The organism is Georgenia sp. Z2081 (assembly GCF_055326445.1).
In genome coordinates, this window is record NZ_JBUZNK010000006.1 from 66499 (window position 1) to 91069 (window position 24571).

General features: G+C 73.2%; 22 protein-coding genes. 14 read left to right on the forward strand and 8 right to left on the reverse strand.

What is annotated here, in order from left to right; all coding sequences use genetic code 11:
• Nucleotides 1-17: 17 nt before the first annotated feature.
• The 3 genes from argB to argC are packed head-to-tail and all read right to left on the reverse strand — an operon-like array spanning nt 18 to nt 3330.
• Entirely contained in the window at nt 18-1052 is a 1035-nt protein-coding gene (argB, locus tag ACZLKG_RS09670; RefSeq protein ID WP_425708637.1) for an acetylglutamate kinase, read from the reverse strand.
• Nucleotides 1049-2254 (reverse strand): bifunctional glutamate N-acetyltransferase/amino-acid acetyltransferase ArgJ, encoded by a 1206-nt coding sequence (argJ, locus tag ACZLKG_RS09675; protein WP_425708795.1) that lies wholly within the window; start codon nt 2252-2254, stop codon nt 1049-1051. The genes argB and argJ overlap by 4 nt, the downstream gene beginning before the upstream one ends.
• An 11-nt stretch (nt 2255-2265) precedes the next feature.
• On the reverse strand, nt 2266-3330 hold the full coding sequence (gene argC / locus ACZLKG_RS09680) for an N-acetyl-gamma-glutamyl-phosphate reductase (RefSeq protein WP_463648607.1): 1065 nt from the start codon (nt 3328-3330) through the stop codon (nt 2266-2268).
• 363 nt (nt 3331-3693) lie between these two features.
• Here argC and ACZLKG_RS09685 point away from each other — a divergent pair, with 363 nt between their 5' ends.
• From ACZLKG_RS09685 to ACZLKG_RS09700, 4 genes are read left to right on the forward strand one after another with little or no spacing between them, the layout of a single operon-like run.
• On the forward strand, nt 3694-4716 hold the full coding sequence (locus tag ACZLKG_RS09685; protein ID WP_463648608.1) for a hypothetical protein: 1023 nt from the start codon (nt 3694-3696) through the stop codon (nt 4714-4716).
• Entirely contained in the window at nt 4716-4886 is a 171-nt protein-coding gene (locus tag ACZLKG_RS09690) for a hypothetical protein (RefSeq protein ID WP_463648609.1), read from the forward strand. Before ACZLKG_RS09685 ends, ACZLKG_RS09690 begins: the two co-directional genes overlap by 1 nt.
• 14 nt (nt 4887-4900) lie before the next feature.
• Nucleotides 4901-5884 carry a quinone oxidoreductase family protein gene (locus tag ACZLKG_RS09695; RefSeq protein WP_463648610.1) on the forward strand — a complete coding sequence of 328 codons (984 nt, stop codon included), beginning with the start codon at nt 4901-4903 and terminating at the stop codon, nt 5882-5884.
• A 50-nt stretch (nt 5885-5934) separates the two neighbouring features.
• Nucleotides 5935-6774 (forward strand): hypothetical protein, encoded by an 840-nt coding sequence (locus ACZLKG_RS09700; protein WP_463648611.1) that lies wholly within the window; start codon nt 5935-5937, stop codon nt 6772-6774.
• Between the two features lie 6 nt (nt 6775-6780).
• On the opposite strand, the gene ACZLKG_RS09705 is transcribed toward ACZLKG_RS09700, so the two are convergent.
• The gene (locus ACZLKG_RS09705; protein WP_463648612.1) at nt 6781-7281 is read right to left on the reverse strand and encodes a flavodoxin domain-containing protein; all 501 of its coding nucleotides are present in this window, start codon (nt 7279-7281) and stop codon (nt 6781-6783) included.
• Between the two features lie 258 nt (nt 7282-7539).
• Here ACZLKG_RS09705 and ACZLKG_RS09710 point away from each other — a divergent pair, with 258 nt between their 5' ends.
• Genes ACZLKG_RS09710 through ACZLKG_RS09720 form a run of 3 tightly spaced genes read left to right on the forward strand, consistent with a single transcriptional unit; the run spans nt 7540 to nt 9225 of the window.
• Nucleotides 7540-7956, forward strand: coding sequence for an SseB family protein (locus tag ACZLKG_RS09710; protein WP_463648613.1), 417 nt, complete (start codon nt 7540-7542; stop codon nt 7954-7956).
• The gene (locus ACZLKG_RS09715) at nt 7953-8222 is read left to right on the forward strand and encodes a hypothetical protein (protein WP_463648614.1); all 270 of its coding nucleotides are present in this window, start codon (nt 7953-7955) and stop codon (nt 8220-8222) included. Before ACZLKG_RS09710 ends, ACZLKG_RS09715 begins: the two co-directional genes overlap by 4 nt.
• A 4-nt stretch (nt 8223-8226) precedes the next feature.
• The gene (locus tag ACZLKG_RS09720) at nt 8227-9225 is read left to right on the forward strand and encodes a hypothetical protein (protein ID WP_463648615.1); all 999 of its coding nucleotides are present in this window, start codon (nt 8227-8229) and stop codon (nt 9223-9225) included.
• 121 nt (nt 9226-9346) lie between these two features.
• Here the strand turns inward: ACZLKG_RS09720 and pheT are convergent, their stop codons facing one another.
• The 3 genes from pheT to ACZLKG_RS09735 all read right to left on the reverse strand — a co-directional run bounded on the left by pheT (nt 9347) and on the right by ACZLKG_RS09735 (nt 14109).
• Nucleotides 9347-11980: a phenylalanine--tRNA ligase subunit beta gene (pheT, locus tag ACZLKG_RS09725; protein WP_463648616.1), complete on the reverse strand. Its 2634-nt coding sequence runs from the start codon at nt 11978-11980 to the stop codon at nt 9347-9349.
• A 1-nt stretch (nt 11981) separates the two neighbouring features.
• Nucleotides 11982-13076, reverse strand: coding sequence for a phenylalanine--tRNA ligase subunit alpha (gene pheS / locus ACZLKG_RS09730; RefSeq protein ID WP_463648617.1), 1095 nt, complete (start codon nt 13074-13076; stop codon nt 11982-11984).
• Nucleotides 13077-13194: 118 nt separating this feature from the next.
• Nucleotides 13195-14109 (reverse strand): LysR family transcriptional regulator, encoded by a 915-nt coding sequence (locus tag ACZLKG_RS09735; RefSeq protein WP_425708657.1) that lies wholly within the window; start codon nt 14107-14109, stop codon nt 13195-13197.
• Between the two features lie 152 nt (nt 14110-14261).
• Between ACZLKG_RS09735 and ACZLKG_RS09740 the strand changes: the two genes are divergently transcribed.
• From ACZLKG_RS09740 to ACZLKG_RS09750, 3 genes are all read left to right on the forward strand, one after another.
• A complete protein-coding gene (locus ACZLKG_RS09740) occupies nt 14262-15287 on the forward strand; it encodes an ABC transporter substrate-binding protein (RefSeq protein WP_463648618.1) in 1026 nt (341 codons plus the stop codon).
• Between the two features lie 151 nt (nt 15288-15438).
• The gene (locus ACZLKG_RS09745; protein WP_463648619.1) at nt 15439-17181 is read left to right on the forward strand and encodes a thiamine pyrophosphate-binding protein; all 1743 of its coding nucleotides are present in this window, start codon (nt 15439-15441) and stop codon (nt 17179-17181) included.
• Between the two features lie 88 nt (nt 17182-17269).
• Nucleotides 17270-18655, forward strand: coding sequence for an NAD(P)/FAD-dependent oxidoreductase (locus tag ACZLKG_RS09750; protein WP_425708660.1), 1386 nt, complete (start codon nt 17270-17272; stop codon nt 18653-18655).
• 128 nt (nt 18656-18783) lie between these two features.
• On the opposite strand, the gene ACZLKG_RS09755 is transcribed toward ACZLKG_RS09750, so the two are convergent.
• Nucleotides 18784-19263: an aminoacyl-tRNA deacylase gene (locus ACZLKG_RS09755; protein ID WP_463648620.1), complete on the reverse strand. Its 480-nt coding sequence runs from the start codon at nt 19261-19263 to the stop codon at nt 18784-18786.
• 84 nt (nt 19264-19347) lie between these two features.
• Between ACZLKG_RS09755 and ACZLKG_RS09760 the strand changes: the two genes are divergently transcribed.
• The 4 genes from ACZLKG_RS09760 (at nt 19348) to ACZLKG_RS09775 (ending at nt 24546) form a co-directional block, all read left to right on the forward strand.
• Entirely contained in the window at nt 19348-19959 is a 612-nt protein-coding gene (locus ACZLKG_RS09760; RefSeq protein WP_463648621.1) for a hypothetical protein, read from the forward strand.
• 46 nt (nt 19960-20005) lie between these two features.
• Nucleotides 20006-20428, forward strand: coding sequence for a CBS domain-containing protein (locus ACZLKG_RS09765; RefSeq protein ID WP_463648622.1), 423 nt, complete (start codon nt 20006-20008; stop codon nt 20426-20428).
• Nucleotides 20429-20717: 289 nt separating this feature from the next.
• Complete coding sequence (locus ACZLKG_RS09770; protein ID WP_463648623.1) at nt 20718-22823, forward strand: HNH endonuclease signature motif containing protein; 2106 nt, start codon at nt 20718-20720, stop codon at nt 22821-22823.
• A 10-nt stretch (nt 22824-22833) separates the two neighbouring features.
• Nucleotides 22834-24546: an ABC-F family ATP-binding cassette domain-containing protein gene (locus ACZLKG_RS09775; RefSeq protein ID WP_463648624.1), complete on the forward strand. Its 1713-nt coding sequence runs from the start codon at nt 22834-22836 to the stop codon at nt 24544-24546.
• Nucleotides 24547-24571: the final 25 nt, after the last annotated feature.

Sequence of the window (24571 nt, forward strand, 5' to 3'; positions counted from 1 at the left end):
GGGGTGCGGCGTCGTCGTCATGCGGGCTCTCCCCTGGTCTCGGTCGCGGCGTCGGCGGTGGGGGCGTCGTCGGGCAGGACGAGGGTCCCCACGCCCTGGTCGGTGAAGATCTCGAGCAGCATCGAGTGCGGCTTGCGGCCGTCGATGACGTGCGCCTGGGGCACGCCCGCGCGGACCGCCCGCAGGCAGGCCTCCATCTTCGGCACCATCCCGGCCTGCAGGCTCGGCAGGAGCGCGGCGAGCCGGCTGGCGGTGACCTGCGACAGGAGGGAGGAGCGGTCCGGCCAGTCGGCGAACAGCCCCTCGACGTCGGTGAGCACCACGAGCTTGCGGGCACCCACGGCCGAGGCCACGGCGGCCGCGGCGGTGTCGGCGTTGACGTTGAGGACCTGACCGGCGTCCTCGACGTCGACGGCGATCGTGGAGACCACGGGGATGCGTCCGGCGTCGAGGAGGTCGGTGATCGCGTCGGGGTTGACGGTGACGACGTCACCCACGTGCCCGACGTCGACGCTCTCGCCGTCGACCACGGCCCGGCGGCGGCGCGCCAGCAGCAGCCTCCCGTCCTCCCCCGACAGGCCGACGGCGTGCGCGACGTCGTGGTTGAGCAGCGTGACGAGCTCGCGCTGGACCTGTCCGGTGAGCACCATGCGCACGACGTCCATCGCCTCGCCGGAGGTGTAGCGCAGCCCGCCGCGGAACTCCGAGTCGATGCCGAGGCGGCCCAGCATCGACGAGATCTGCGGGCCTCCGCCGTGCACGACCACCGGCCGCAGGCCCACCTGGTGGAGGAAGAGGATGTCGGAGGCGAACGCGCGCTTGAGCTCCTCGTCGACCATGGCGTTGCCGCCGTACTTGACGACCACGGTGGCGCCGGCGAAGCGCTGCAGCCACGGCAACGCCTGGACGAGGACCTCCGCCTTCTGGTGCGGGAAGAGGTCGCGCTCGGTGTCGAAGTGGAAGTCGGGGTCCACGCCGGCCGCGGCGGCAGGAGCGGTGGCGGTCGCCGCGGGGTTCGTCGTCGCGGGGTTCGTCGTCGTCGGGTCGCTCATGTCGAGTACGCGCTGTTCTCGTGGACGTAGTCGTGCGTGAGGTCGTTGGTCCACACCGTCACGGCGGCGTCGCCGGCCTTGAGGTCGACGAGGACCGCGACCTCCCGGTCGGCGGCGAGGTCGACCAGCTCGCGCGGCTCGCCGACGCCGGCGTCGCGGCAGACCATGACCCCGTTGACCGAGACGTCGATCGTGGTGGGGTCGAACGGGGCGACGTCGGCGGGAACGGTGCCGGCCGCCGCGAGGATGCGACCCCAGTTGGGGTCGTTGCCGAACACCGCGGCCTTGAACAGGTTGGAGCGGGTGATCGCGCGGGCGACGGCGAGTGCCGCGTCCTCGTCGGTCGCGCCGGTGACGGTGACGGCGATGTCGTGGGCCGCGCCCTCGGCGTCCGCGATCAGCTTGCGCGCGAGATCCGCGCTCGCCGCGGTGAGGGCCTCGGTCAGCTCGTCCTCCCCCGGGGTGACGCCGGAGGCGCCGGACGCGAGCAGGACGACGGTGTCGTTGGTCGACATGCACCCGTCGGAGTCGACCCGGTCGAACGTGGTCCGCGTGGCGGCGCGCAGGGCGCGGTCGGCGGTGGCGGAGTCGACCGCGGCGTCCGTGGTGAGGACGACGAGCATCGTGGCCAGGCCCGGCGCGAGCATGCCGGCGCCCTTGGCCATGCCCCCGACCGACCAGCCGGCGGCCTCGACGTGCACCTGCTTGGCCACGGTGTCGGTGGTCATGATCGCGTGCGCCGCGTCGTCGCCGCCGGTGGTCGCGAGCGTCTCGGCGGCGGTGTCGATGCCGCCGAGCAGGGCGGGCATGTCGAGCCGCTCACCGATGAGCCCGGTGGAGCAGACGAGGACGTCGCCGGCGGAGACGTTCAGCGTGGCCGCCACGTGCTCGGCCGTGCGGTGGGTGTCGGCGAAGCCCTCCCGACCGGTGCACGCGTTGGCGCCCCCGGAGTTGAGCACGACGGCGTCGGCCCGGCCGTCGCTCGCCACCTGGCGCGACCAGGTGACGGGGGCGGCCTCGATGCGGTTCGTCGTGAAGACGGCGGCGGCGACGCGCTCGGGACCGTCGTTGACGACGAGCGCGACGTCGGGGGTGCCGGACGCCTTGAGCCCCGCGGTGACGCCGGCGGCCCGGAACCCGGCGGGGGCGGTGATGCCGGCGGGTGCGCCGTCGGGGGCGGAGGAACCGCCGGGGGCGGTCATGCCGGTGCTGCTCACGGGGCGACTCCCGTCGTCGGCAGGCCCGCGGTCTCCGGCAGGCCGAGGGCGAGGTTGAGGGACTGCAGGGCGCCGCCGGCGGTGCCCTTGACGAGGTTGTCGATCGCGCACAGCGCCACGATGCGGCCGGCGCGGTGGTCGACCGCGACCTGCACGGTCGCGAGGTTGGAGCCCGCGACCTGGTTCGCGGTGGGCCACGTGCCCTCGGGCAGGAGGCGGACGAACGGCTCGTCGTCGTAGGCGGCGTGCCAGGCGGCGGCGACGTCCCCGGCCGTGGCGCCCTCCGCGAGCGGCGCGGTGACGGTGGCGAGGATGCCGCGCGAGAGCGGGGCGAGGACCGGCGTGAAGGAGACCTTCGGCGTGGCCGCCCCGGCGACGGCGAGGTTCTGCTCGATCTCCGGCACGTGGCGGTGCGTGCCGGCCATGCCGTAGGGCTGGAGGTTGCCGGCGGCCTCGGCGGCCGTGAGGTGCGGCTTGAGCGACCTGCCGGCCCCGGAGTAGCCGACGGCGAGCACCGCGACGACGTCGGAGGAGTCGACGACGTCGGCCGCGACGCCGGGCTGGAGCGCGAGCGTGACGGCCGTGACGTTGCAGCCCGGGACCGCGACGCGGCGCGAGGTGGTGAGCGCGGTGCGCTGGATCGCGGGCGCGGTCTCGTCGGCGTGGAGGAGCTCGGGCAGACCGTAGGGCCAGGCGCCCGCGTGCGGCGTGCTGTAGAAGTCGTCCCACGCGGTGGGGTCGGTGAGGCGGTGGTCGGCGCCGGCGTCGAGCACCACGCCGTCGTAACCGAGGTCCTCCAGCGCGGCGGTGACCTCGCCGGAGGCGCCGTGCGGGAGGGCGAGGACGACGACGTCGTGCTCCGCCAGCCGCTCGGGGTCCGTGGGCTCGAGGATGCGGTCCGCGAGCGGGAGGAGGTGCGGCTGGTGGCGGTACAGCTGGTCGCCCGCGGAGCTGTTGGCGGTGAGGGCGCCGATGGTCAGGTCGGGGTGCGCGAGGGCGAGGCGGAGGACCTCGCCACCGGCGTACCCGGAGGCACCGGCGACGGCGATGGAGAAGGACACCGCATCATCATACATGGGTCCGTATATCAATGCGCGGGGGTGGGCTGGCCGGTGCGTCGGGCCTCTGCGCCCCCGGGCGTCCGCGCGCCATGGCCCCCACAGCTTCCCGGGCCTCCGTGCGCCCGGCCTTACCCCGCCTCACTCGACGAGATCAGAGGAAGTGCTCGAGATCAGGGGATACAACCCGTGCACTCGCGACCTTTCCTCTGATCTCGTCGATCAGGGCGACAGCAGAACAGCCCACACCCGCGATCAGCGGATCGGCTGCACCGCGGGATCCCCACACCGGCCGCCGGACGCTGCCGTCCACAGCCGGCCGCAGCCCGGCGGCGCCGTGCCCCGCCGTTGCGGCACCGTCGCGGCATGGAGCCGTCGTCGGTCAAGAAGCCCATCAGGCTCACGGTCGCGCCGTCGAGCATGCTGGAGGCCGTCCGCGCCTCGCTCCGCGACGGGGACGAGATCGTCAGGCTGAGGCGCGGGAGCTTCGCCGTCGTGCCGCCGGGTCTTGATCGGTGGCAGCGAGAGATCAGCCTGCACCTCGCACTGTGCGCGGCGATCAGTCGTGACGTGTCGGCGGAGCACGCGCTAGGTCTGACGTCGGCGGCACGCGTGCACGGGCTGCGCACATGGACGGTCGTCGAGAAGCCGCACCTCATCATCGGGACCAGGACGAGCTCACGGAGCGCCACCGATCACCACCGCCACCTCCTCGACCTGCCGGAGGAGGACGTCGTGGTCGCCGCGGGGGTGCGGGTGGTAGGGCTCGAGCGGGTCGCGGTCGACTGCGCGCGGTTCCTGCACCCGCGGGACGCGCTCGTCGTCGTCGATCACGTGGTGGCCGTGCTGTCGAGGGCCACGTTCAAGGAGCGGGTGCGGACCGAGCGTTCGGCCGCGACCGTGCGCCATGAGCTCACGGGGCGGATCGAGCGACTGCCGGGCAGGAGTCGAGGGCGGGCGCGCGCACGTGCCGTCATCGCCTGGTCCACGCCGTGGTCGGAGTCGGCGTGGGAGAGCCACCTGCGCTGGGTGGTGCTGTGCTGGGGGCGGCGGGACGTCGTCGTGCAGCAGGTGGTGCCAACTCGGCGCGGCACGTACCGCACGGACCTGTCGATCCCCCTCGAGGTCCGCCCCGGCGGCGGCATCCGGTGGCTGCACATCGAGTTCGACGGGCTCGTCAAGTACAGCGCCGGGGACCCGGAGGCGAATGCGCAAGCGATCGTCGACGAGCGGGAGCGTGAGCGGGCGATCGAGGCGACGGGCGACGTCGTCGTGCGGTTCACCTCGCAGGAGGCCCGCAGCGAGCTCCACGTCGTCCGGGCTCTCGAGCTGCACCTCCTGAGGTCGCCGCTGCACGCACGACGTCCGGTGCGCGAACTGGTGGTCTGATGGAGGGACACCGGCACCGGCTCCTGCCCGGGCACCGGCACCTGGACCTGCACCGGCACCTGCACCAGCTCTGGTCCGGGCACCGGCACGGGCACCAGCACCAGCGGCGCCCGCCGCGCCGTCGGCAACGCCTCGGCCCCCTCGGCAGCACCGCCCACGTCGCACCGTGAGGCACCATGGCCACATGCGCGCCATCGTCCAGACCGCGACCGGCTCCCCCGACGTCCTGCAGCTGACCGAGGTCCCCGACCCGGTCCCGGGTGCGGACGACCTACTCGTCGACGTCGCGCACGCGGGCGTCAACTTCATCGACACCTACCGGCGAAGTGGGCAGTACCCGATCGATCTCCCGCACACGCCGGGGACCGAGGGCGCCGGCACGGTGGCGGCGGTCGGCGAGAACGTCACCGGCTGGTCCGTGGGAGACCGGGTGGCCTACGCCGCGGGCCCGGGCGCCTACGCGGAGCAGGCGATCGTTCCGGCCGCGGTGGCGCTCCCTGTCCCTGACGAGCTGTCCCTCGACGTCGCGGCCGCGCTCCCCCTCCAGGGCATGACGGCGCACTACCTGGTCGACGGCGCCTCCCAGGTCACCGACGGCTCGACCGTCCTGCTGACGGCGGCCGCGGGCGGCGTCGGGCTGCTCGTCACCCAGCTCGCGAGCGCCCGCGGCGCACGCGTCCTCGCGCTCGTCGGCTCGCCGGAGAAGGAGGAGCTCGCGCGCGCCGCCGGCGCCGCCGAGGTGATCCACTACCGCGAGCTGGCCGACCTCACCGCCGAGCTCCCCCGCATCGTGCACGAGCTGACCGACGGGCGCGGCGTGGACGTCTCGCTCGACGGCGTCGGGAAGGACACCTTCGACGCCTCCCTCGCGTCGCTGCGCACCCGCGGCACGCTCGTGCTCTTCGGCGCCGCGTCGGGGCCGGTCCCCCCGTTCGATCTGCAGCGGCTCAACTCCGCCGGATCGGTGTTCGTCACTCGGCCGACGCTCGTGCACTACACGGCCGAGCGCGAGGAGCTCGAGCGGCGGTGGCACGAGGTCTCGGGCCCGGCCGCCGGCGGCGACCTCGACGTCCGGATCGGCCACCGGTTCCCGCTCGCCCAGGCTGCCGACGCCCATCGCGCGATCGAGTCCGGCACGACGACGGGGAAGATCCTGCTCGACGTCTGACGCACGAGTCGGCCGACCGCCCGCGCTCGCGCGCCAACTACCCTGAGTCCGTGGACGAGCAGCGGACGTACCGGCGCACCTCCGACACCGCTCCCCGTCCCCCCGAGTGGGACCGGCCGGTCACGCGCTTCTGGCCGGAGGCGCTGCTCGGCGTCCTCGCCGTCGGGCTCGCGTACGCCGCCGTGACGATGCCGACCAGCGGTGCGCTGCTGGGCACGATCGCGGTCTTCCTGCTGCCGCTCGCCGCTCTCCTCGGCCTGGCGGCCCTCCTCGGTCCGCGCTCGCGGCGCCGGCCGGGGACCCTCGTCGCGGCCCGCTCGCCGGAGGGACATCTCCGCCTCGAGGCCGATCCGTCGGTCGCCCGCCTCGCGTTCTCGGCCTTCCTCGCGGCGGGTCTGACGGGCCCGTTCTTCGCCGTCGACGTTCTTCTGCAGGGCTCGAGCGCGGTGCTGCCACCGCCGTGGCTCACGCTCCCGATGTTCGTCGCCACGCTCGCGGGCCTGCCCATGGCGTGGGAGATCGGCCGGGGCCGCCTGCGCACCGCGCGGATGACGATCACGCCCGAGACGTTCGTCGTCGACGCCGTGATGACCACGCGCACGGTGATGTGGTCGCGGGTCCGCTCGATCGAGCCGGTCCCCGGGGCCGGGGCACGCGTGAAGGTGTCGAGCTCGGCGCCCATCGGCCGCGAGCGCCGCGGCAGCACGGGCCGCGGGCGGGCGACGACGGTCGTCGAGGACCCGCAGCTCACCGAGACGTTCTCGCTGGCCTCCTACCCGGGCGACCCCGCCGTCCTGCTCTCGATCCTCCGCTCGCTCGCGGACTCCCCCGACGCCGCGACCCGCCTGCTCGCCGAGACCGACCCGGGACAGGCCGCCGCCGAGCTGTGAGCGCGCTCAGGCGCCGGCGTGCTCGGTGAGCTGTGCGGCGATCTCACCCGCGAAGGCCTCGATCTTGTCCCACTCCCGGTAGTCCCCCTCCATGCCGCCGGCCATGCGGATCACGCTGCGCTCCCGCAGGCCGAGCAGGCTCGGGTCCAGGCGGCCGCGGAACGTGCGGTAGTCGATCGGGTCCAGGGCGGAGATGAAGCGCGCGGCCCGCATCGGGTCCTGCACCTCACCGTGGGGCACGCCCGCGAGCCCCACCGAGAACACCCACACCGGTAGCGCCCTCAAGACGTCCGCGCGGCCGGTGACGAAGGAGCGCATCGACTCCATCCACTGCGTCATGTAGACGGCAGAGCCGACGACGACGGCGTCCACGCCGTCGAGCGAGACCGTGGCCGACGGCGCGACGCGACGCGAGAGGTGGCCGGCGGAGCGCAGCACGTCGACGATGCGGTCGCCCACCTCGTCGGTGGCGCCGTGCCGGGAGCTGGTGACGACGAGGATCTTCATGACCTCACGATGACCGACGACGACACTCACCCACCAGGGACCATCGTCCCCGGGGACGGACGGTCCGCTGGGCGAGCAGGACCGCTCCCGGCGCGGTGGAGGCGTCCGCATGCGGTCACGGCTCTGGCCGGGCCGTGCGGCCGGACCACCTCCACCCCCGCAGGACCGAACTCCCCCACCTCCACGCTGACGTCACCCCGCCGACCGAAATAACGTAAGTCCTCGTCCCCAGCTCACTCGTACCCCGTAAGGCGCCGCATGAAGATCCCCGTGACGAGCTCGATCGTCCTCCCTCCGATCGTCTACGTGCCGGTCAGCCCCGGCGCCCACAGCGGGTCTCCGCACCACGACCTGCTCGAGCAGGAGGACGGGCGCACGGGTCTTCCCGTCTACACCGCGCTCGACCGGCTCCAGTCCGCACGGGGCGTCGAGCACGGCTGGGCTCTCATGAGCCTCGCCGGCCTCGAGACCGCGATCAGCGAGGGCCTCGCGCACGTCGTCGTGATCGACCACGACGCCAGCCACCCGGCGCCCAGCGCCGAAGAACTGGCCGCCACTGCCCAGCTGGGGACCACCGGCCAGGCGGACACGAGATCCACTTCCGACAGGCCGCTGACGCGCGCGACACCACCCACCACTCTGAGGGCCATGCCCGGATGGAGCACCAGCCGATGAGTGACGTTCTTCAGCTCGACGAGATGACTTTCGATGCCATGAAGCGGTATCACCTCGAGGCCGCGGACGCCGGCGCCCAGCTCGCCGAACCGGCCGACGGCGACTTCGGCTGGGGCGACGTCGAGGTCGCGGGCATCGTGGCACGCATCGCGGAGTGGATCGGGAGCTCGATCACCCACAACGCCGAGGTGGCCGCCGTGCTCCAGTACACCTGGGACAACTTCCAGGAGGACGACGACGCTGCAGCACTCTTCGGGACGGTGTGACGCGATGCCGATCGATACCGAGGTGCCCGGTGACCCGGACGTCGTGCTCGAGGTCGCCGACTGGTTGAAGAAGGCGCACGAGGCACTGGTGGCCGCCTCGAACGGCGCCGCGCTCGCCGTCCAGCAGGGGAGCCAGGGGTTCTTCGGCGACGCCGGAGATGCCTACAACGGGTGGTGCTCGGACCTGAGCGACGCGCTCTCGGAGGCGAACCATCGGACGGACGACGCCGAGGGCAAGGTCCGCGCGTACAACACGAAGCTTCGGATGCTCCAGTCCGAGATGACGACCATCCGCACAGGGGCGGTCGACGACGGCCTCGAGGTCAGCGGGTTCCTCATCCTCGAGCCGGACCCGGCGCCGGGTGTCGCCGCCTGGAACCCGTTCAACCGGAACCGCACGTTCGGCGACTACCTGCGAGAGATGGAGGACCACCGCCTCCAGCACGAGAAGGTCGATGCCTACGACGATGCCTTGACGAAGGTCACGCGCGAGAAGGAGGAGCTTCTGGACTGGATCGACTCCGACCTGGGTCCGGCACTCGAGGCGGTGCAGGCCCAGGCGGGCCTGGACCTGCTCACCGGTGTCACGATGACGGCCGGGATGGAGATCGGTGAGGCCGGGCTGCGCGAGGCGGCCGAGCGGTGGGACCGGCGGGCCGAGGACTGGTATCAGCGGTCCGACGAGATGCCCGCCAAGGGCAACCGCCGGCCGCGCAGCCGAACCTGGCAGTACGGCAACGACAACGCCGGGGCGGCGAAGTGGACCAAAAGGATCGGAAAGTCGGTGCCGTTCGTGGGCTGGGGCCTGACCGGGTACGACCTCTATACCCGTGACGACGACTCGACCGTCCTGGTCGAGTCCATCCCGTTCATCGGGTGGGCCGCGGGCCCCTTCTACGAGAAGCATGTACCCGAGCACATCCGCACCCGCGCCGACGACCTCATCGACGACGTCACCGACGACATCTTCGACAAGGCCCAGAAGGTCTGGCCCTTCGGCTAGTCCGGATGATCGGCCGGTCCGCATGCTCGATCTGCGCGGACCGTGCTCGACGGGCGCGGACCGTGCTCGACGGGCGCGTACCGCACTCTCGACGAAGGGCTGCGCCCCGAACCGGTCAGGCTCAGCCGCGGAGCGTCGCCCCGTGCCGCGTGCCCACCTCGGTGACGATCCGCTCGCGCACGGCCGCGATGTCCTCGGCCGTGAGCGTGCGGTCGGGTGCCCGGAGGCGCACGGCCACGGCGTAGCTCACGCGGCCCTCGCCCACCTGGTCGCCGGCGTAGACGTCGAACAGGCGGACCTCCTCGGCGAGCTCGCCGGCCGCCTCGGCCACCGAGCCCACGACGTCCGCCGCCGGGATCACGGCCGCGACGACGAACGCGAAGTCCTCCTTCGCGGACGGATACGTCGACACGGCACGCACCTGCACGGGCTCGGTCGGGGCGGAGGTCAGCACGTCGAGGTCGAGCTCGAACGCGGCCGTGCGGGCCGGCAGGCCGAGCCCCTTGACCACGTCCGGGTGCAGCTCGCCGGCGTGCCCGAGCACCGCGTCCTCGCCGTCGGCCACGCCCACGCCGACGATCCGCGCGCTGCGGCCCGGGTGGAACGGCGCGATCGCGTCGGCCTCGACCCGGACCTCGACCCCCACCACCGCGGCGGCGGTGCGGGCGAGCTCGATGGCGTCGGCCCAGTCGGCGGCGCGCCCGGGAGCGAGCGGGCCGGCGGGGACCTGGACGCCCCCGAGCACGCCCGCGACGTGCCGAGGCTGGTCCGGGACGGCGGCGTCGAGGGCGGCCAGCTCGTCGTCCGACGGCCGTTCGGCGGCGCTCGGCGTGCTCGTCGCGACCGTCCCCGACGGGCGGGTGACGAGCCCGGTCTCCAGCAGCGCGAGCGGCCCGGAGCTGCGCGCGACGTTCCGGCGCGCCGCCTCGAGCAGCGTGTCGAGGATCGACGTCCGGAGCGCGCCGGCGTCCTCCGCCAGCGGGTTGGACAGGCGCACGACGGCGCGCCGTTCGTCGTCGGGGGCGTAGCCGAGAAGATCGTGGACGTCACCGATGAACGGGTAGGTGAGCACCTCGGTGAGGCCGGCCTCGGCCAGCGTCCGGGACACGTCCCGACGCCGGACCTGCGCCCGCGTGAGGCCGCCGCCCTGCGGGGCCGACGGGAGGATCGAGGGGATCGCGTCGTAGCCGTCGAGGCGGGCGATCTCCTCCACGAGGTGCGCGGGGCCCACGAGGTCGGGGCGCCACGACGGCGGGGTCACCGCCAGCGGCCCGGAGGGCTCGATACTCGCGTCGGTCTCGGACCCGAGCGTCCCGAAGCCGACAGCGCACCCGATCTGCGTGAGCAGCTCGACCACGCGCTCGCGGGAGTAGTCGACGCCGACGAGCCGGCGCGCCTCGGCCGGGTCGAACACGATGGCCTGAGGCAGGGCGGGCTCGCCGACGTCGCCGACCATCGCCTCGTCCGCGGTCCCTCCGCCGAGCTCGACGAGCAGGTCGACGACGCGCTGCGCGGCCACGGGCGCGAGCAGCGGGTCGACGCCGCGCTCGAACCGCTTCGCGGCCTCCGACGGCAGCCGGTGTCGGCGCGCGGTGCGGGCGACGCTGACCTGGTCGAAGTGGGCGGCCTCGACGAGCACGTCGGTCGTCGAGGCGGACACCTCCGTCGAGGCGCCGCCCATGACGCCGGCCAGGCCGAGCACCCGGGAACCGTGGCCCGCCGGGGAGTCCGTGATGAGCAGGTCCTCGGGGTGCAGCGTGCGCTCGACGTCGTCGAGGGTGGTCAGCCGCTCCCCCGCCGCCGCGCGGCGCACGACGATCGGGGCCGCCAGCGCGCCCAGGTCGTAGGCGTGGATCGGCTGGCCGAGGTCGAGCATGACGTAGTTCGTCACGTCGACGGCCAGCGAGATCGGGCGCATGCCGCTCGCGCGGAGGCGGGCGGACAGCCACGTCGGCGTCGGGCGGGCGGGGTCGATGCCCCGCACGACGCGGGTGACGAACCGGTCCGCGCCGGCGACGCCGTCGATCGGGGCCTCGTCGGCGAGCTCGACGCCGAAGGCACCGGCCGTCGGCGCGGGTACCGCGCCGCCGGGCAGGTTCTCGGGCAGGCCCGGGTCGGTGAAGGCCGCACCGGTGGAGTGGTGGTACTCCCGCGCGACGCCGCGCATGGCGAAGCAGTAGCCGCGGTCGGGGGTCACGTTGATCTCGAGGACCTCCTCGCCCAGGCCGAGGACGCCGGTGAGGTCCGAGCCGAGCGGCAGGTCGTCGGCCGCCTCGGCGCCGAGGAGGTCACCGAGGTCGATGATCCCGTCGTGGTCCTCGGACAGGCCGAGCTCGGCGGCGGAGCAGATCATGCCGTCGGAGACGTGCCCGTACGTCTTCCGGGGCGAGATCCGGAAGTCGCCGGGCAGGACGGCGCCGGGCAGGGCGACGACGACGAGCTGGCCGGCGTACACGTTGGGCGCCCCGCAGACGATGCCGCGGGAGGCGACGTCGGCGGGCTCCTTGCCGGTACCCGGGGCGTCGTTGAGGTCTCCGACGTCGACCCGGCAGTAGCCGACCGTCTTGCCGTTGGCGTGGGTCTCCTCGACCCGGGACAGCACGCGGCCGACGACGAGGGGCCCCGTGACGGCGGGCGGGACGACGCCCTCCTCCTCGAGCCCGACGCGGACGAGGTCCTCGGCGAGCTGCTCGGCGGAGGTGCCGGCGGGGACGGCCGCGTGCTCGACGAGCCAGGAGATCGGGACGTACGGCATCTCAGTTGCCCCTTCCGGTGGTGCCGAACTGCTGGGTGAAGCGGACGTCGCCCTCGACGATGTCGTGCATGTCGGCGATGCCGTGACGCAGCATGAGCGCGCGCTCGACGCCTACGCCGAACGCGAAGCCCGTGTAGCGCTCCGGGTCGATGCCGACGGCGCGCAGCACGGCCGGGTTGACCATCCCGCAGCCGCCCCACTCGATCCAGCCGGCGCCGCCCTTCTTCTGGGGGAACCACAGGTCCATCTCGGCGCTCGGCTCGGTGAACGGGAAGAAGCTCGGGCGCAGGCGCGTGCGCGCCTCGGGGCCGAACATCGCGCGGGCGAAGTGGTCGAGCGTGCCCTTGAGGTGGGCCATCGTCAGACCTTCGTCGACGGCGAGGCCCTCCACCTGGTGGAACACCGGGGTGTGCGTGGCGTCCAGGGCGTCGGTGCGGAACACCTTGCCCGGGCAGGCGATGTAGACGGGCGGCTCACGGTCGAGCAGCTCGCGCGCCTGGACGGGTGAGGTGTGGGTGCGAAGGACGAGGCCGTCCGCGGCGCCGTCGATCGCCGTCCCGGACGGATCGGTGACCTCGCCGACGTAGAACGTGTCCTGCATCTGCCGCGCCGGGTGGTCCACGCCGAAGTTGAGGGCGTCGAAGTTGAACCACTCGTGCTCGAGCTCGGGGCCCTCGGCGATCCGCCAGCCGAGCGAGCTGAAGTGGTCGGAGACCTCGTCGATGAGCCCGGTCAGCGGGTGGCGGGCGCCGGCGGGGCGCGGTCGGCGCACGGTGACGTCGACCGTCTCCTCGCGCAGGACCCGCTCGGCCTCCTCCGCCTCGAGCTCGGCCTGCCGGGCGGCGAGCGCCCGCTGGACGCGGCCCTTGGCCTGGTCGAGGATCTTGCCGGCGGCGGGCTTGTCGGCCTTGTCGAGATGCCGGATCTGCTGGTTGGCACCCGAGATCGGCGAGGAGTCGCCGACGTGGGCGAGGCGCGCGGCCTTGAGCTCCTCGAGCGTGGCCGACGCGGCGAACGCGTCGGTCGCGGCGGTGACGGCGGCATCGATGCCGGCCTCGTCGAGCGGGCTCAGGGGCTGCGGGTCGTCGATGGGCACGGTTCCCGATCCTACCGACGCAGCGGGCCGGGCCTGACCGCGGGATTGCGGCGCCCGGGGTGGCGGAGCCCGGGGTGGCGGAGCGCGGGGTGGCGGAGCGCGGGGTGGCGGAGCGCGGCTACGCCTCGGGGTCGGCCCAGTCGTCGGGCCGGACGGACGCGGCCACGACCGTGCGGCGCAGCCACTCGACCGCGGGCGAGAGCCCCTCGCGGCGGTGGTAGAGCCGGACCGAGACCTCGGGGACGTCGAACGGCAGGCTGCGCGTCACCAGGCCCGCACGCCCCGGGTAGGACCGGTAGGCGCCCCACGGGAGGACGGCCACGAGGTCGGTGCGCTCGAGGATCGCGGGGACGGCCGCGAACGTGCGCGTGCTCAGCGCGACCCGGTGGTCGATGTGCAGCCGGTCCATCACCTGCTCGGGGATCCGGTGCCCGACGGCGACCGGCACGACCACGTGGGAGGCGGCGGCCACGTGCTCCGGCGTGAGGCGCACGTGCGCGAGCGGGTGCCCGCGGCGCATCGCGAGCACGTACCACTCGTCGAACAGCAGGTCGTCGGCCAGTCCCCCGCCCAGCGTCGTGGTGGCGACCGCGAGGTCGACCTCGCCGGTGAGCAGCCACGTGCGCGCCTGGTCGACGTCCATCGCCACCACCTCGAGGTCGACGCGCGGCGCCTCGTCGACGAGCCGCTCGACGACGCCGGGCAGGATCGCGGTCTCCCCGAGGTCCGTGAGGGCGAGCCGGAACCGGCGCTGCGACGTCGTGGGGTCGAACCCGCGCGCCCGCTCGACGGCGACCCGCAGCGCACCGATCGCGCCGGCCGAGTCGCGGTAGAGAGCGTCGGCGAGCTCGGTCGGCCGCACCCCGCCGGGAGCGCGCACGAAGAGCTCGTCGTCGAGGCGCCGTCGCAGCCGGCCGAGCGCGTGACTCACCGTCGGCTGGGACAGGCCGAGGTCCGCCGCCGCCCGCGTGACGTTGCCCGCCTCGTAGACGCGGACGAACGTCGCGAGGAGATCCAGGTCGACGTCGGCCATCCGCCGATCATAGATGTGGTGCATGTCGATGGAGAAGCAATGTCATTGGTCGTGCATACGGAGCGCCGCTAGCATCACGGGTGGCGGCCTCCCGACGTGCGGGGCCGCGTGCCGGTCACCGCCGACCGGGCCAGCCGCACGAAGGAGTGCAGATGAGAACCTCGAGAGCACTGCCGACGCTCGCCGTCGCCATGCTGACCCTGGCCGCCTGCGGGGGCGGCGACGACTCCACCGAGGACGACGGCGGCGCCGGCGAGGACACGGCGGCCGACGAGAACGGTTCCGACGGCGGCGGGGACGCCGGAGGCGGTGAGCTCACGCCCGTCACGGTGGCCGCCATCCCCATCGCGGACACCGCGGCCGTGTGGCTCGGCGTCGACGAGGGCTTCTTCGAGGAGGAGGGGCTCGACGTCACGATCACGACGACGGGCGGCGGCGCGGAGGCCATGGCCGGCGTCGTGTCCGGGGAGAACGAGTTCGCCTTCAGCAACGTCATCTCGATCATGCTCGCCGTCGAGCAGGGCCTGGACGTCCGGTTCGTGACCAACGGGACCTCCGCCGAGGGCTCCGAGGGCGGCTTCGGCGCGCTCGTCGTCTCCGAGGACTCCGAGATCCAGAGTGCGGACGAGCTCGAGGGCCTCACCGTCTCGGTGAACAACTTCTCCAACATCACCGGCGCGACGGCCAGCTACTCGATCGAGGCCGCGGGCGGCGACCCGGACACGGTCGAGTGGGTGGAGATCGCCTTCCCGGACGCGCAGGCCGCCGTGGAGGCCGGCAACGTCGACGCGGCGATGATCGTCGAGCCGTTCATCACCGCGGCGGTCGAGAGCGGCAACCGGGTGATCGCCTGGCCGTTCCAGGAGATCCCCGACCTCGACATCGCCGGCTACTTCGCGTCCGGCGACACGATCGAGAACGACCCGGAGCTCGTCGCCTCGTTCCGGTCTGCGATGAACCGCTCGCTCGAGTACGCCGCGGAGAACCCCGACGCCGTGCGCGACATCATCGGCACCTACACCGAGATCCCCGAGGACGTGCTGGCGGAGATCGCGCTGCCCACGTTCCGCACGGAGTTCAACGTCGAGGCGATGACCGAGCTCGGCGAGGCCGCCACCCGGTTCGGGATCCTCGCCGCCGAGCCCGACCTCGAGCTCGTCCTCCCGCTCGAGGAGTAGGCCGGAGCCCGAGCACGCACCACCGGCGACGTGGCCGCACCGCCCGCGGCCGCGTCGCCGGGGCGTGCCCGGACAGTCGTACCAGACCAGCAGACCCACCGGGCGTACCGGCACACCCTCTCGCCGGACCCGGCAGATCAGGAGCAGCACCATGCGCGTCGCAGAAGCAGTTGGCCGGACTCTCGTCGAGCTCGGAGTCGAGCAGGCGTTCGGCGTCGTCGGGAGCGGGAACTTCCACGCCACCAACGCCCTGACCGACCACGGCGGAAGGTTCGTCGCGTCCCGGCACGAGGCCGGGGCGGCGCTCATGGCCGACGCCTACGCGCGCCTCACGGGCCGGGTCGCCGTCGTCAGCCTCCACCAGGGCTGCGGCCTGACGAACGCGATGACGGCCCTGACCGAGTCCGCCAAGAGCGGCAGTCCCGTCGTCGTCATCGTCGGGGACACCCCGCCGACGGCGCGTCACACGTCGAACTTCTGGATCGACCAGGCGGGCGCCCTGCGCGCGCTCGGGATCGAGGTCGCGCGGGTGCACAGCGCGCGGACCGCCGTCGCCGACACCGCCGCCGCCCACCGCCTCGCGCTCGAGCACGGCCGGACGGTCGTGCTCAACATGCCGCTCGACGTCCAGGAGGAGGACGTCGAGTGGTCCCCGGAGAGCGTCCCGGCGCCCGTGCCCGTCCACGTCCCGGCACCGGACCCGGCCGGTGCCGACGAGATCGCGCGACTGCTGGCGAGCGCCGACCGGCCCGTCATCGTCGCCGGGCGCGGGGCCCGCCACGCGCGCGCCGAGCTGGAGCGCCTCGCCGAGGCGAGCGGCGCACTGCTCGCGACCTCCGCCGTCGCGCGGGGCCTGTTCGCGGGGAACCCCTGGGCGCTCGACGTCATGGGCGGGTTCTCCTCACCGGGCGTCGCCGACCTCATCGCGGGGGCGGACCTCATCGTCGGGCTCGGCGTCGCCCTCAACAGGTGGACGTGCCGCAACGGCGACCTCGTGGCGAACGCACGGCTCGTGCACGTCGACCGCGACGCCGCCGCGATCGGGAAGCACCGCAGCGTCGACCTCGGCGTCGTCGGGGACGCCGCGCTCACCGCGACCGCGGTGACGGACCGCCTCTCGACGTGGGCGCGAGGATCCTCCGCGCGCGGTCCGGAGGCCGGCTCCGCGCCCGCCCCGCCGGCCGGCACCTCGAACGGCTTCGCAGCCGGCTCCGCCCCCGGCGGTGCCGCTCCGCGCGAGGGGTACCGCAGCGCACGGGTGCGCGCGCTGCTCGACTCCGGCGTGCTCTGGCCCGACGTCCCCTACGAGGACACCTCCGGGGACGGCCGCATCGACCCACGCACGCTCACGCTCGCGCTCGAGCGCGTGATCCCGGCCGAGCGCGTCGTCGTCACGGACGCCGGCAACTTCACCGGGTATCCCGCGAACTTCCTGTCGGTGCCCGACGCCCGCGGCATGATCCTGCCGCTCGCCTTCCAGTCGATCGGGCTCTCGCTCGGCATCGGGGTCGGGGCCGCCGTGACGCGGCCGGACCGCCAGGTGGTCGTCGCGGTGGGCGACGGCGGCTTCATGATGAGCCTCGTCGAGCTGGACACCGCGGTGCGCGAGCGGCTCCCGCTGATGGTGGTCGTCTACAACGACAGCGCCTACGGCGCCGAGATCCACCACTTCGACGCCGGCGACGACATGACGACCGTGACGTTCCCCGAGACCGACGTGGCCGCGATCGCCCGCGGCTTCGGGTGCGAGGGCGTCACCGTGCGCGAGGTGGGAGACGTCGAGCAGGTCCGGGCGTGGCTCGACGGCGACCGCTCGCGCCCGCTCGTCGTCGACGCGAAGACCACGGTCTTCCGCTCGTGGGTCGAGGAGCACGTCTTCCAGGGCGACGCGTAGCGGTCCGACCGGGCCGCGCACCCGACGACGTCGTCGGGGTGGCCATCGCCACTCGCCCCTGGGGCGGAACCGGTTCTACGGTTGTGGCATGACCGTACCGACCGAATCAGACGTCCCCGGCCTCAAGCGGCTCGAGCCCAGCCCGAACCGTCGCGGCGTGCGCGAGCACATCGTCATCGTGGGCGGAGGATTCGGCGGACTGGCCGCCGCGCGCGCCCTGAAGAACGCCGAGGTCGACGTCACGCTCGTCGACAAGAACCTCTACAACACGTTCCAGCCGCTGCTCTACCAGGTGGCCACCGCCACGCTGAACCCCGGCGACATCTCCTACTTCCTGCGCTCGGCCCGCGGCAAGCAGAAGAACCTGCGCGTGGTGCGCGGGGAGATCACCGGCGTCGACGCCGAGGCGCACCGCGTCCAGCTCGCCGACGGCCGACGGATGCGCTACGACCGCCTGGTCCTCGCCGTCGGGGTGACCGCGAACTTCTTCGGCACGCCCGGCGCCGACGAGCTCGCCTACCCGCTCTACACACGCAGCCAGGCCATCCGCCTGCGCGACACCCTGTTCGCCCGGCTCGAGGCGGCCGCCCAGCACCCCGACCCGGGTGACGTGCGCGTCGTCGTCGTCGGAGGCGGCGCGACGGGCGTCGAGACGGCCGGGGCACTGGCCGAGCTGCGCAACAAGGACTTCCCCATCGCCTACCCGGACATCGACAAGGCGCGGATGCACGTCACGCTCGTCGACATGGCGCCGAACCTGCTCTTGCCCTTCTCCGAGCACAGCCAGCGCTACACCGCCAACGCCCTGCGCGAGCGCGGCGTGGACCTGCGGCTCGGCAACGGTGTGAAGGAGGTGCGCTCCGACGGCGTCGAGCTCGCCGACGGCACGTTCCTGCCGGCGATGGTGGTCATCTGGGCCGGTGGCGTCACCGCCTACCAGCAGGTGGGCGAGTGGGGCCTGCCGCAGGGCAAGGGCGGCCGGTTCGAGACCGACGAGTACCTCAGGGTGGTCGGCGTCGACGACGTCTACGCCGTGGGCGACGCCGCGATCAGCCCGGCCGGTCTGCCCCAGCTCGCGCAGCCGGCCATCCAGGGCGGCGAGTACGTCGGCGCCGTCATCGCCGAGGAGACCGGCGCGGCCCGCGACCACCGGCCCGCGCGCCGGGCGCGACCCTTCACGTACGACGACCAGGGCATCCTCGCCACGATCGGCCGCAGCTCGGCGGTCGCCGAGGTCCGCGGGCTGCCGAACCTCACCGGGTTCCCGGCGTGGACGATCTGGACCGGCGTGCACCTCATCTCGCTGCTCGGCCAGCGCAACCGCGTCGCGACCATGGTCAACCTCGGCTCGCGCTACCTCACGTGGCGCGGCGGACACAACATCATCGTCGGCGACGCCCCGCCCGAGGCCCGGTTCCCGCGCACGCACGTGTCCGGTGGCAAGCCCGAGATCAAGGCCCCCGCGGGGACGTAGCCGCCACAGGTGTGAGCGCGCCGGCCCGCCCCCGTCCGCGGGGTGGGCCGGCGTCTCGCTGCTCCGGTCGCGCGTCCGGCGGGAGACGACGAACGGCCGACGAGGAACGGCGGGCGAGCTCGCTCCTGCTACTCCGAGATGTCGGCGAGGCGTGCCCTCAGGGCCGCGACGACGTCGTCGGCCTGCGCGGTGATGCCGATACCGTGCGCTCCCCCGCCGATCGAGATCCGTCTGCCGGAGACGGCCTCGTCCGCGATCACCGGCCACGCGGTGGTCGACCCGAAGGGCGTGATCGTGCCGCGCTCGTATCCGGTGACCTCGAGTGCGCGCGCGGCGTCGGGCATCGACAACCGTGAGACACCGAGGAGCGCCCGGAGCTTGGGCCAGGAGATCTGGCGGTCGCCGGGGACCAGGGCGATAACGTAGTGCTCGTCGTCGATGCGCACGACCATCGACTTCACGAGGTCGCGGGGCTCGACGCCGCGCGCGGCTGCCGCCTCCTCGAGGGACGAGACGCGGCCGTGGCTCGTGATCTCGTGCTCGATGCCGGACGCACGGACCGCCTCGGTCGCCGGGGTCGACACCGACGTCTCGCTCTGCTCGCTCATGGCCCGAGACTACGGCGCCCGCCGGCTCGGTCGGTCGCCGCGGGCCAACGCTCCCGGCCGGGGCCGGGCCCGTAACCTGGACGGATGCGCAGCACGGAACGACTCAGGAACGTGGCGAACGCCGCCGTCACCGGTGGGATTGTGTGCGTCTGGTACGCCTTGCCCGACCACCTGACCCGCAGGGGACAGCGCGTACCCGCCAAGATCGGCCTGCTGCTCGGCGGCATCGCCCTCTCCGCCGCCCTCAACCGTTCGAGCGACGGGGCTCAGCAGCACGGGTCCGAGCTCCACGAGGACCTCGCCGAGCGGGGTGGTGACGCCGGTGTCGTGCGCGAGGGTGCGGCTGCCGTCACATCCGCGGTCGGCCGCGGGCCGGCCGTCCCGGCCACGCACGAGCAGACTGCGGCGTCCGACCTTCCGTCGGACGACGCGCCAGCGAGCGGCCTCGCAGGCGCGCTCGGTCGCCTGTCCCCAGCCGCCGTCGTGGGCGTCGTCGGCGGCGTCCTCGCCCTGACGACGGTCGCCACGGTGGTGCAGGAGCGCCTGCTGCACCGACTCGGCGAGCGCCTCGGGCGACGGGGAGTCTCGTCCCCGCACACGAAGGTGGGTCTCGCGCTCGGCGCCGTCGCCGCTCTCAGCACGGCGGTACGGCCCGCAGGCGAGGGTCCGATCCCCTCAACCCCGGACGTCTCGTAACCCCGCGGCGCGTGACCCACGCCATAGGAGCGACTACCATCGCTCCATGCGCATCGACGAGGTGGTCCGCCGCAAGGGGCACGAGGTCGTCACCATCCGTTCCGACGCCACCATCGGGGAGCTCCTCGACCTGCTCGAGCAGCACCGGATCGGCGCCGTCGTCGTGTCGGACTCCGACGGTCGGGTCGACGGGATCGTCGCCGAGCGCGACCTCCTGCCGCTCCTGCGCGAGAACGGCGCGACGAGCCGGCACGTCCGGGACGTCATGGTCCGCGACGTCGTCACCTGTGCACCAAAGGACGAGCTCGAGACCCTCGCCCGCACCATGACCGAGCAGCGGGTGCGGCACCTGCCCGTCGTCGACGAGGAGCGGATGGTCGCGATCGTGTCGATCGGCGACGTCGTGAAGAATCGGCTCGACGAGCTGCAGGCCGAGCGTGACCACCTCGAGGGGTACGTCCACGGCTGACGTGCGCGTGCTGCGCTGACGGACGCGTGCGGCGCTCTGCGCCACGCCCACGGGCTGACAGGAACATCGGCCGCGGGGTGCAGCGCCCGTGACGATCCCCGCGACCGCCCCGCTGCGACGCCGGCCAGCGGGCCACCCGGAGACCACCCGGAGCATCCGCAGGCCCTCCGCCCTGCTGGGGCTGATCTCCCTCCCTCCGCCTCCGAAACTGAGTCCCCACAGGGCTTGCATTCGAACACCAGTTCGACTAGGGTGGGGTGTACAGCGCTTCGAGGGGGTGAGAGCAATGATGCCGACGACCACTGACATCGGGGAGATCGACGTCCACAGGCTCTCGTCCGAGCTCGAGGACTGGTGGGACGAGCAGGCCCTGCGGGACTGGGCGGCCGAGGACCCGCTGGCCGACCAGGACCTGGCAGCGCTCCCTCTTCGTGAGGCCGACCTGCAGAGCTGGATGGCCGACTTCCTCGGCCCCGACGCCGAGCACGAGCTGATCGGCACCACCGGTGTCGACGCGGACGTCGAGCCGTACATGTCCGGGTCCACGGCCACCGACCCTGTCCACCGCAGCGGCGAGGTGCAGGACCATGGCGAGGACGCCGGCACGCCCAGCACCGCCGTAGGGACCCTCGATACCGGCCCTGATACCCGCGCACAGTCGTTCAGCCGACCGGGTGCCGCCACCGGTTCCGTCAGTGATCCGGTCGAGCTGCTGTCGTCAGCGGTCGCGGCGTGTGACGCGGTCACCGCCGCGGACTGGCACTCCCTCCCCGGGGACCGGGTCCACCAGGCCCAGCAGCTGCTCGAACAGGTCGAGCGCAAGCTCAGCGCTGCTCGTGCCGGCGTGCTCACCGCCGCCGAGGGCAACGGGCTGTGGGCGTTGGAGGGGTGGCGGACCTTCAAGGCCTACGTCCGACACCACACTGGCACCAGCAATGCGTCCGCTGGCCGCCAGATCACCATGGCCCGCACCATGCGCGACCACCTCCCCCGCACCGCCACGGCCCTGGCCGAGGCGCAGATCGGTGTCGAGCACGTCAACGTCCTGGTCCGCGAGGCCGTCACCACCGACGAGCTGCGGGCCAGGCTCGACGACGACGGACTCGGCGAGGCGTTCCTCGTCGCGCAGGCGAAGGTCATGCACGCCAACGACTTCGCCCGCGTGGTCAAGAAGTGGGCCACCATGGCCGACCCCGACGCCGCGGACCGCGCCTGGCGCGAGGCCGACACCAAGGAAGAGCTCAGCATCTCCCCCACCCTGGGCGGCTACCACGTCAACGGCTGGCTCGACGAGCTCTCCGGACAGGTCGTGCACACCGCACTGACCGCCCACATGGGCACCAAGAACGCCAACGACACCCGCACCCCCGCCCAACGCCGCGCCGCCGCCCTGGTCTCCCTCGCCCACCAGTCCCTGGACACCGGACTCCAAAGCGCGCACGCCCGCGTCCGACCACACGTCACCGTCACCGTCGACATCAACACCCTCCGCGGCCTCGCCGCAGCCACCGGATCCGTCATCCCACCCAGCACCCCGGCAGAGAGCACTGCGGGTAGGAGTCGCAGCGGCGGCGCCACGACCGCAGCCGACGGCAGCACCGGCTACCCGCCGGGCGCGAGCTTCGGCCTCACCACCAGCACCGGCACGGGCGCGGGCGCGGGCGATTCCTCATGGCCGGTGACGGCAGACGCGACACTGTCCGCCCCGGGCGGGCCCCGCGATCCCGGCACCAACCTCACCCTGTTCGACCTCTCCGACGACGCCCGTCAGTGGCTCGACGCCTGGGCCCCCGGCGACTACCACGTCATCTCCACCGCCATCGACCACCAGGCCATGACCGGGCTCGAGCCCGCCACCCTGGCCGACGGCACCCCCATCCCGCCCACGCTGCTGGCCCGCCTGGCCTGCGACAGCGCCCTGTCCCGCGTGATCTTCGGCCCCGAGTCCACCGTCCTGGACGTCGGGAGAGAAAAACGCATCTTCCCCGCCAACATGACCAAGGCGATCATCGCCCGCGACGGCCACTGCCAGTACCCCGACTGCAGCGAACCACCAGGCTTCGGCGAGATCCACCACTCCCTGCAGTGGTACCGGGACAACGGACCCACCAGCGTCGAACACGGCATCCTGCTGTGCTGGCACCACCACGACCTCGTCCACGCCCGCAACATCACCATCACCCGCCGCACCGGCCACTGGCACTTCCACGACCGCAACGGCCACCCCATCGAACCCACCACACCCATGGCACTCGTCACCGATCCCGGCCCGACCAAGAACGACACGACAGGCACGAGCACGAGCACGGGCATCGACGCCACCAGCACCCGGATCACATACGACCGACCCCGCACGAGCAGCAAAGCAGTCGCGCCGACCGAACCGCCTGCTTGATGATCTGAGCATGGCCCATCTCGACGTCGCCGGCATCACCTACGCCCTGCCCGACGGGCGTCCCCTGCTCAACGAGGTGAGCTTCGCCGTCGGGGACGGTGCGCGAGTGGCGCTCGTCGGGCCGAACGGGACCGGGAAGACCACGCTCGTGCGCCTCGTCACGGGCGACCTCGACATGCAGGACGGCGCGATCACCCGCCAGGGCGCCATCTCGCACATGAGCCAGCTCGTCGGCCGCGCCGGCGACGGGTCCACCGTGCGGGACCTGCTCCTCGGCGTCGCGCCCGAACGGATCCGGGCGACCGCCCAGGCGCTCGACGACGCCGAGCTCGCCGTCATGGAGATCGACGACGAGCCCGCCCAGATGGCCTACGCCCAGGCCCTGTCCGACTGGGGCGACGCCGGCGGGTACGAGTTCGAGACGACCGTGTGGGACACCGTCTGCACACAGGCACTCGGCCTCCCCTACGAGCGGGCGCGCTGGCGCGACGCCGCCTCGCTGTCCGGCGGCGAGCAGAAGCGCCTCGTCCTCGAGGCGATGCTCTCCGGCCCCGCCGACATCCTCGTCCTCGACGAGCCGGACAACTTCCTCGACGTACCCGCCAAGATGTGGCTCGAGGACCGGCTGCGCACCTCGTCGAAGTCCGTCCTCCTCGTCAGCCACGACCGCGAGCTCCTCGCGGCCACGACGACCGCCGTCGTCACGCTCGAGCCCGGCGCCGCCGGCGCGGTCGCCTGGACGCACCCGGCCTCGTTCGCGACCTGGCACGAGGCCCGCGAGGCCCGCAACGCCGACCTTGCCGAGCAGCTCAAGCGCTGGGAGGAGGAGCGCACGAAGCTCCGCCGCCTCATGCAGATGTACAAGCAGAAGGCCGCATACAACTCGGACATGTCCTCCCGGTACTCCGCCGCCGTCACGCGCCTCGAACGGTTCGAGGTCGCCGGTCCGCCGGAGAGGGTGTCGATCGAGCAGGACGTACGGATGCGGCTCGTCGGCGGGCGCACCGCCAAGCGGGCGATCGTCACCGAGTCCCTGGCGCTGCTCGACCCCGGGGACGCCTCGGGCACGCGACCGCTCATGGACGCCTTCGACGCCGAGATCTGGTTCGGCGAGCGCGTGGCCGTCCTCGGTTCGAACGGGTCGGGCAAGTCCCACCTCCTGCGCATCCTCGCCGGGGGCGGCACGACGCCGGAGAAGGAGCACCTCCCGGTGGGCGACACGGTCGTACCACCCGTCGCGCACACCGGTACGGCGCGCCTCGGATCACGCGTGCGGCCGGGCTGGTTCGCCCAGACCCACGACCAGCCGGCGCTGCACGGCCGGACGCTGGTGGAGATCCTCCACCGCGGGGACCAGCACCGCGCCGGGCGACCCCGCGATCTCGCGGCGCGGGCGCTCGACCGCTACGGGCTCGCGCGGTCCGCCGAGCAGACCTTCGACTCACTCTCCGGCGGCCAGCAGGCACGCTTCCAGATCCTCCTGCTCGAGCTGTCCGGCGCGACCCTGCTGCTGCTCGACGAGCCGACCGACAACCTCGACCTCCACTCGGCCGAGGCCCTGCAGGAGGCTCTGGCCTCGTTCGAGGGCACCGTGGTGGCGGTGACGCACGACCGGTGGTTCGCCCGGAGCTTCGACCGGTTCCTCGTGCTCGGGGCCGACGGCACCGTGCGCGAGACCACGGAGCCCGTGTGGGACGAGGGACGGGTCGCTCGCCAGCGATGAGCGACGACGACGCGGCCCGGGGTGA

Coding starts and splice junctions, on each gene's coding strand:
- argB (WP_425708637.1), bottom strand. CDS start 1,052: ATGAGCGACCCGACGACGACGAACCCCGCGACGACGAACCCCGCGGCG.
- argJ (WP_425708795.1), bottom strand. CDS start 2,254: ATGACCGCCCCCGGCGGTTCCTCCGCCCCCGACGGCGCACCCGCCGGC.
- ACZLKG_RS09685 (WP_463648608.1), top strand. CDS start 3,694: ATGGAGCCGTCGTCGGTCAAGAAGCCCATCAGGCTCACGGTCGCGCCG.
- ACZLKG_RS09690 (WP_463648609.1), top strand. CDS start 4,716: ATGGAGGGACACCGGCACCGGCTCCTGCCCGGGCACCGGCACCTGGAC.
- ACZLKG_RS09695 (WP_463648610.1), top strand. CDS start 4,901: ATGCGCGCCATCGTCCAGACCGCGACCGGCTCCCCCGACGTCCTGCAG.
- ACZLKG_RS09705 (WP_463648612.1), bottom strand. CDS start 7,281: ATGAAGATCCTCGTCGTCACCAGCTCCCGGCACGGCGCCACCGACGAG.
- ACZLKG_RS09710 (WP_463648613.1), top strand. CDS start 7,540: ATGAAGATCCCCGTGACGAGCTCGATCGTCCTCCCTCCGATCGTCTAC.
- ACZLKG_RS09715 (WP_463648614.1), top strand. CDS start 7,953: ATGAGTGACGTTCTTCAGCTCGACGAGATGACTTTCGATGCCATGAAG.
- ACZLKG_RS09720 (WP_463648615.1), top strand. CDS start 8,227: ATGCCGATCGATACCGAGGTGCCCGGTGACCCGGACGTCGTGCTCGAG.
- pheT (WP_463648616.1), bottom strand. CDS start 11,980: ATGCCGTACGTCCCGATCTCCTGGCTCGTCGAGCACGCGGCCGTCCCC.
- ACZLKG_RS09735 (WP_425708657.1), bottom strand. CDS start 14,109: ATGGCCGACGTCGACCTGGATCTCCTCGCGACGTTCGTCCGCGTCTAC.
- ACZLKG_RS09740 (WP_463648618.1), top strand. CDS start 14,262: ATGAGAACCTCGAGAGCACTGCCGACGCTCGCCGTCGCCATGCTGACC.
- ACZLKG_RS09745 (WP_463648619.1), top strand. CDS start 15,439: ATGCGCGTCGCAGAAGCAGTTGGCCGGACTCTCGTCGAGCTCGGAGTC.
- ACZLKG_RS09750 (WP_425708660.1), top strand. CDS start 17,270: ATGACCGTACCGACCGAATCAGACGTCCCCGGCCTCAAGCGGCTCGAG.
- ACZLKG_RS09755 (WP_463648620.1), bottom strand. CDS start 19,263: ATGAGCGAGCAGAGCGAGACGTCGGTGTCGACCCCGGCGACCGAGGCG.
- ACZLKG_RS09760 (WP_463648621.1), top strand. CDS start 19,348: ATGCGCAGCACGGAACGACTCAGGAACGTGGCGAACGCCGCCGTCACC.
- ACZLKG_RS09765 (WP_463648622.1), top strand. CDS start 20,006: ATGCGCATCGACGAGGTGGTCCGCCGCAAGGGGCACGAGGTCGTCACC.
- ACZLKG_RS09770 (WP_463648623.1), top strand. CDS start 20,718: ATGCCGACGACCACTGACATCGGGGAGATCGACGTCCACAGGCTCTCG.
- ACZLKG_RS09775 (WP_463648624.1), top strand. CDS start 22,834: ATGGCCCATCTCGACGTCGCCGGCATCACCTACGCCCTGCCCGACGGG.